7 protein-coding genes and 1 pseudogene are annotated in these 6,447 nt (G+C 42.8%); 2 read left to right on the forward strand and 6 right to left on the reverse strand.

All coding sequences use genetic code 11. The features are described 5' to 3' along the window. Positions 1–132 precede the first annotated feature (132 nt). Positions 133–441, forward strand: a complete 309-nt coding sequence (locus ACFIJJ_RS08790; protein ID WP_375624281.1) for a type II toxin-antitoxin system RelE/ParE family toxin — start codon at positions 133–135, stop codon at positions 439–441. Then, entirely contained in the window at positions 422–706 is a 285-nt protein-coding gene (locus ACFIJJ_RS08795) for an addiction module antidote protein (RefSeq protein ID WP_375621740.1), read from the forward strand. The genes ACFIJJ_RS08790 and ACFIJJ_RS08795 overlap by 20 nt, the downstream gene beginning before the upstream one ends. Positions 707–741: 35 nt before the next feature. Here ACFIJJ_RS08795 and ACFIJJ_RS08800 read toward each other — a convergent pair whose 3' ends face one another. The 6 genes and pseudogenes from ACFIJJ_RS08800 to ACFIJJ_RS08825 form a co-directional block, all read right to left on the reverse strand. Next, complete coding sequence (locus tag ACFIJJ_RS08800) at positions 742–1,122, reverse strand: hypothetical protein (RefSeq protein ID WP_375621741.1); 381 nt, start codon at positions 1,120–1,122, stop codon at positions 742–744. 11 nt (positions 1,123–1,133) lie between these two features. Further along, positions 1,134–1,514: a hypothetical protein gene (locus tag ACFIJJ_RS08805; RefSeq protein WP_375627176.1), complete on the reverse strand. Its 381-nt coding sequence runs from the start codon at positions 1,512–1,514 to the stop codon at positions 1,134–1,136. A 20-nt stretch (positions 1,515–1,534) separates the two neighbouring features. After that, on the reverse strand, positions 1,535–2,662 hold the full coding sequence (locus ACFIJJ_RS08810) for a N4-gp56 family major capsid protein (RefSeq protein WP_375646675.1): 1,128 nt from the start codon (positions 2,660–2,662) through the stop codon (positions 1,535–1,537). A gap of 92 nt (positions 2,663–2,754) precedes the next feature. Next, entirely contained in the window at positions 2,755–3,651 is an 897-nt protein-coding gene (locus ACFIJJ_RS08815; protein WP_375646678.1) for a hypothetical protein, read from the reverse strand. A gap of 25 nt (positions 3,652–3,676) precedes the next feature. After that, complete coding sequence (locus ACFIJJ_RS08820; protein WP_375646676.1) at positions 3,677–5,686, reverse strand: portal protein; 2,010 nt, start codon at positions 5,684–5,686, stop codon at positions 3,677–3,679. Then, a pseudogene (locus ACFIJJ_RS08825) lies at positions 5,671–6,447 on the reverse strand (PBSX family phage terminase large subunit); the annotation flags it as partial. The gene ACFIJJ_RS08820 and the pseudogene ACFIJJ_RS08825, both read right to left, overlap by 16 nt.

Genomic DNA, 6,447 nt, shown 5'->3' on the forward strand with positions numbered 1-6,447 from the left:
GACGATAAACATCTCGCTTTACTGGTATCGGTCCTCCGGTCTTAACCCGAATATAATGACGTGTCATCAAAATACCTTTCAGTAAAAATTATTACTATTGATATTATATAGTTTGTGTAGTATAGTACTCAAATGGTATTCATTCATAAAACGATAGAATTTGATACTTGGCTTAAGAAACTTAAAGATAAAAGCGTTAAGGCTATTATTCTTCAACGTATTGTCCGCTTAAAACAGGGTCTTTTCGGTGATGTTAAATTCTTTAATGGCATAGGTGAATTACGTATCCATTATGGTGCTGGTTACCGAATTTATTTTACCCAAAAAGGCTCTGATTTTATCCTTTTGTTATGTGGTGGAGATAAATCAACGCAGAAAAAAGATATTGAACAAGCATTAAAGTTAAAAGAGGAGTACAGTGATGAAAATAACCCCCTTTAAACCAGAAGAATATCTTGAAGACATTGAGGTACAACAAGCATTTCTTAATGAAGCCTTTAAAACCGGTGATGCCTCTCATATAGCAGATGCCCTTGGTATTGTTGCACGTGCTCAAAATATGAGTGCCTTAGCAAAAGAAACCAATCGCGAACGCAGTGGATTATACCGCTCTTTAAGTAAGACTGGTGACCCTAAACTTTCTACCTTAGTCGCTGTCTTATCGGCCCTTAATTTGCAACTCTCTGTACAGTCTTCTACTTCATAAACTGAGAGGGAGTTAATAAATCTCTCCCCTCAATTTCAGTGATTGGTTACAAATTCAACGACTATACTTGCTTGACCAGCTTGTACTGTCTTATCAGCTTTAGCATAGAGAGTGACCTCTTCATCATAAGGGACAAATTCCTTCTGATTGGTGGGCTTAACCTCTTTTACTGCCTGTTGTTTGATTTCTACTTCACCAAACTCAGTCCCTCCAGCAGTGCTGCCTATTTTTACCTTCGCTTCTGAAAATGCCGTCTTAACAAACACTTTAATTGAAGTAATCAAAGCACCACGAGGTAGCGTACCTATTCTCATAGCGTTTTCTTTATCTTCATAGCTAAAATTAAGCCGCAAAAAGCTTACCTGTTGGGTATGAAGATTTCTCCCTTGCAAGGGCTGTGGTAAATAATCTGCCATGTCTTATCCCCTCAATGATTTGTCACGAATTGCACAACCACAATACATTCACCAGCCGCAGTTGTTTTATCCCGTGTTGCATAAAGGGTCATCTCCTTATCATCTGCAACAAAAGACTTTTGATCTGTTGGCGTAAAATCTTGCGTGCCTTGGGCTTTGATGTCTTTTTCACTGAACTCATTGCCGCCATAGGTGCTGCCTATCTTTAATTTTGCCTCAGAAAACGCGGTCTTGACAAAAGCTTTAATCGAAGTGATCAAAGCGCCACGAGGCAAAATTCCGATTTTTTCCGTAAGATGCTTATCTTTATGCGAGATATTCAAACGTAAGAAACTCACCTGTTGGGTGTGAAGATTTCTTCCCTGTAATGGAGGTGGTAATTGATCTGCCATGTCTTGTTTCCTCCCTATGATTAATTATCAGGTTCACCACTATAGGTGGGGATAACAATCGTTCCAAAATCTTGCGCTGCTTGAGAGCTATTTGGAAATTTGAAACGGGTTTTCTTCATGCCAATCAGTGTTTTCGCAGACAAACCATAGTAACGTTGATAGTCGAAATGCTCTTCCACCAATTTATAGCGATTGACATTGCGATTATTTCCAAAAGCCATAACGATACTTTGTGCTCCAAGAAAAACAGCACGACGCACACTTTTTTTCGCTGTATGATCGGTAGATTTAACCCCATGGGTGACATGTTCAGATTCACGTAAAATCACACCATTATACATGCCTAAAGAACCATCAAAGATTGGGTTTTTCGCACGAGAGCCTGTGTAAGCAGCTTTCTGAATATCAAGCCACTGACCAGTCTCTGTATTGGTACGCAATTGCATCACTTGTGTTGGATGCAAATAGAGAACATAAACACTCTCCCCATTCACACGTACTGGTCGAATTTTGGGATTAGCAAGTTTCGCCATTTTTACAGCTTCGTCAATAAGCTTTAAACTAAAGCTGTGTTTTGGCGCTTCACTTAGCTCTTCATCCTTGGTTTTACCATCTGGACGGATAATTCGCTTACTACTTGGTGCAAGAGGTTCATTAAATCCATAATGCACATTCTCGATATCTATCATCCGATCTTCAAAAGAGATTGTCCTTGCTGTATATCCGCAAGCTTGAATGAAAAACATCAAGCTTAAGCGATCTGCATACCAATCAACTAAGCCATCTTTTGCTTCGTCGCGCAAATCAAACGTTGTACGTTGTTGCGCTATACTACCTTCATTTTCTACACGAACTGCATGCGAAAGTTCGTCAATATATAGTCTGTCATGAAGGAATTGTAATGCCTCTTCATTCCCCTCAAGCGTCTGTCCTGAGGTAACACCCCGTCCCAAAAGCTGTGTACGTAAGCTAAATGTAACACAATCCCCTCTGCCTTTCTGTGTTTCGGTTTTAAGTTGAATAATGCTGTTTGAACCCTTGCCTATAAGGGGGGCAATAGGTATCGCCTTTGAAACTTCTGTATTTAATAATTTTGACCACGTGCTTATCGCATGAGGATCATCTGCTCTAACTGTTGTTAATGCCATTGATTTTACCTTTCTTTGCTGTAAAAAAAACCGGCTTAAAAGCCGGACCATACCCCTGCATAAAACAGGCTAATTTCTATAAAAATGCACTCTTAATACCCGTTACCAGCACCATGCAACTGCCGAAAAATTGCTTTATTTTTCGGATTTGATATCCAAGCGTCAAATTCTTCTTCTGACATCCCATCAATGCTTGCTAAAGTGATTGGTCCAACACTGCCCCCTCCTCCAGATGCTGTTAAGGTTCTCGCAGAATTCTGCCGGCTTTGAAGCGCAGCAACTTGATTATTCGCTTGTAATGCTTGGTTCTTCTGATAGCCAAGATTTTGCGCTATTCTATAAATCTCTTCTGCCGGATTGAGATCTCTTTGTGCACAAGTCGCTACAAGAGCATGCAATTGATCTCTTATAATTGCATCTATTGTGTTTTGTTGTCCATACTCAGGATAAAGTGATGACCAAGAACTCAATTCCTTTGCGCGTGCCTCATAAAGAAAATTTGCCGCGGCATCAAAATCACTGGATTTATTTTGAAACGACTTAACAGAATTATTAAAAAATTCACCAAGACGCATATCGTGCTGCTGCTGTTCCTCAGCTTGTCTTAGCGCTTCTTTCTGTTCCCTAATATACGCATCTTGCTTTTGAATCTTATCTAGCATCCACGCCACTAAACGAACAGGGTCCTCACGTAGGTCTGGGGGTGCATTTTCACCTTCAACCATTGGCGTCTGGGATTGGGGTTCATAAAGCTTGACAAGCGCTTCACGAGCTTGTTTGGCTTGTTGCTCCATACGCTGCTGTTCTAAATTAGGAACAATCTCTGAAGGCTTTTCAACGGACTGCACAACCGGCTCTGGAGAGGTGACATCATCATTATCAATCGTTTCACCATCATAAGTGCCGGCATCAAAAGAGCTCTCATCATCAAATACCGGTGCTCCAACTCTGTAATCTTCATTCATAGCTTCATTCATAGCTTCGTTCATTTCTGCATTCATTCTCTAACCTCTCTCAAATGCTTCTTCCTCTGTATGTTGCCGCTCTTTCACGCATGATTTGATTTTGCGCTCGTTCATTAAGAATACGCTCCCGTTCAAGCTCATGCTTCTGTTGCATCAATTCCGCTTCCAATTCTGCTCTCTTTTGACGCATAACCAATTCAATCTGCTTGCCTTGTAAATCCATCTGTTGCATCTGACTTTTAGCCGCAATATCTTGCTGCTTTTCCTGCAACTTCATTTCCTGCTCGGGGTCCATCTGCTGTTGTTGTGCCATTTGTTGCTGTTGGAACTTCTCACTGACACGATTGAGTAATGACGCCGGCAATGGAGAATAACGAAGTAGATCAAGCATAATATCCGGCGTAATCGCATTTTGAAGCAATGGAAGCAGTTGTGTGATAATACCGAAGGTGCGCTCTTTCTCATTCGGGCTGGTTGGCGCATCATCAACAACAATGTCATACTCGACACTCGTTACTTCTTCACGCGTCAATGGAATATATTGCGCATTCTCCTCACCAGATATCCGTACCAAACGCCCATCGGACAAGTAATTCTGTATCAAGTGCAAAATAATTTTACCTTGCCGCTTGCGGTACAAACGTAAACCATCAAACAGACAAGCAAGCAGATTTAAACTGGATTGGCGTCGTTGTGCCTCCAAAATACCCGCTTGTGTCACTTCCCTTGTACCAATGAATTCGGGTGATAAACCCGTCACCTGATTAATTGCTTCCTTGGCTTCATTAAACAGTTGGAAAAAACCGGTTGGGAATTGCGCTACGGGTTTGGGCTGTATCTTACCACCTGCCAAAGCGCCATTTTTTAAAACCGTAATACTATCTACCCTGCTCCAACTCTTTACAGCTTCTCTCTCATCTTCAAATGCACCCCTCTCAGCCATAATTCCACCCTTGGATTGGCTGTTGAGAATATGCATCACTTGACTGAAATATTTATTTGCCCACCGTTGCGGGTCTTTTGTAGGACGCACAACCCCATAAAATTGCCGTTCTATCTTGTCAAAATACCCCGTTATACACTCCCAACCCAATTGACCAGCTGGAACCAAAGGTTGATCGGGGGATTCAAGCAATTTCCTCCCTAAAAAAGCACGTTTTACGACCTTTTTATTGAAAGCTGCCCCTTGGATATCGGGCATCATGCACTGGAGCTGCTTAAATTCCTCTTCACTATAATCACGAAGTTCTCCAGTGCTTAAATCGGGCGCTTTGTAATACCTCTCGCTTTCAAACCAACGGCATTCAACTAGTGTAACCATCCGACGACCGTTTTCAACATCAATGCCCTTCTCATCATTATAAGCTTCAAGATCATTATGATGAATGCCCTCATAAGCAACCCCATCACGCGCCCAATCTGCACTCAGTTCACTCCAATGAGCTTTGGGAAACATCTGCTTAGCTACTTCCAAGGGCTTGCGATCTACATACCACATGCGTTGTGCATCGGTTAAATTCGGTTGCACTGCTGCACTATCCCAGACCATTTTCAGTGGGTCTAAACGCGTAATGACCGGTTCACCATCAAGACTGTTTTCATAATCAAGGCGGGTATCAGTCCAGCCCATGCCGCAGATAACGGCATCTTGGAAAGCATCACTATCAGCGTATTCTGCATGCGCCATGTCCCGAAACCATTCTGCCGCACCAGTAAGCAATTCACTAGGCAATGCCTTCCCTACTTGACGGGGAATAAACTGCACTTCTCGCTTATTATTTCTCTCTGAACCCACAACAGCATTCACAAGCGGAGCAATACGATTAAAAGTCATAACGGGGCGGCGTTGCTCTTTTAACGCCGCTAAATCAGCCTCATTCCACTGATCACCATTGTAAAAACGAAAATCCTCCCGCGCATGTTCACGCCATTTATTCACATGCTCCACATCTTCTTTGTACCAACTCACAAGCTTGCGAAATAAGCCTTCTGTCGACAAATCTGATGCGTTACTTTCTTTATCTAAATGCTCTTCATCATACATCATTCTGCCATCCATGACGTGCTTTCATAAGTTTCTCTACCGCTATAAGCTGGTCGCTTTTGTATCGTCGGAGGTTCTTCATAAGCCACGCACATCAATCCAAAGGCATCTGCCCCATGACTGGACCAATCATGCTCTGCTCCCAAACCAATATTGCGCTTCTCATCCCATTTCTCATGGTACCAGTTCAGTGCCTTACGTCCTGCGACCGTCATCTCTTCATTGAACCAAACAGACGGCAAAATACGTCGCACTGCCTCTATTCGCATTTTGACAGCACCAGCCCCTTGATTGGGAATGACCTGCGTTTCAAAACCCGCATCATTTAAAGCACTCTCAAAACTCACATTGTGCACACGGTCTCTGGTCGCACCGTCATGGGGGAGAACCATCAATGCCTTCTCATAACCATTTTGACGCAACCAACCGATATGTTCGGATAACGGCTGTCCCTGTGCTTCGTAATAATCAAGCACTCTGATCTCTCTACCAACAAATTGCGCTATCCATATCGCCGTGGCATCTGCCTTGGCGCCCGTACCCCCAATGTCCCAAAAGGCGCGTATCTGCATTAAAGGATCACGAGCAACGCGCCCTATCCGCCCCTCCTGCTCGGCTGCCAACATTTCCTTTTGATAATAAGCGCCTTGAACCGCTGTAAGATAAGCCCCTTCCCAAATATGCTTATAGGTCTCTGGACGGTTTCTCAGATCATCAAGTCGTGCTTCATTCAAGATCTTAGGAAACTTCGGATTGTCTGACCAGTTAATCTCAAC

Source organism: Bartonella sp. TT29SHDZB, from assembly GCF_042193395.1.
In the GTDB taxonomy this organism is placed as follows: Bacteria; Pseudomonadota; Alphaproteobacteria; order Rhizobiales; family Rhizobiaceae; genus Bartonella.

Bases quoted from the DNA above. Each gene is read 5' to 3' on its own strand.
- ACFIJJ_RS08815 (WP_375646678.1), bottom strand. From the start codon at position 3,651: ATGAACGAAGCTATGAATGAAGCTATGAATGAAGATTACAGAGTTGGA.
- ACFIJJ_RS08810 (WP_375646675.1), bottom strand. From the start codon at position 2,662: ATGGCATTAACAACAGTTAGAGCAGATGATCCTCATGCGATAAGCACG.
- ACFIJJ_RS08805 (WP_375627176.1), bottom strand. From the start codon at position 1,514: ATGGCAGATCAATTACCACCTCCATTACAGGGAAGAAATCTTCACACC.
- ACFIJJ_RS08790 (WP_375624281.1), top strand. From the start codon at position 133: ATGGTATTCATTCATAAAACGATAGAATTTGATACTTGGCTTAAGAAA.
- ACFIJJ_RS08800 (WP_375621741.1), bottom strand. From the start codon at position 1,122: ATGGCAGATTATTTACCACAGCCCTTGCAAGGGAGAAATCTTCATACC.
- ACFIJJ_RS08795 (WP_375621740.1), top strand. From the start codon at position 422: ATGAAAATAACCCCCTTTAAACCAGAAGAATATCTTGAAGACATTGAG.
- ACFIJJ_RS08820 (WP_375646676.1), bottom strand. From the start codon at position 5,686: ATGGATGGCAGAATGATGTATGATGAAGAGCATTTAGATAAAGAAAGT.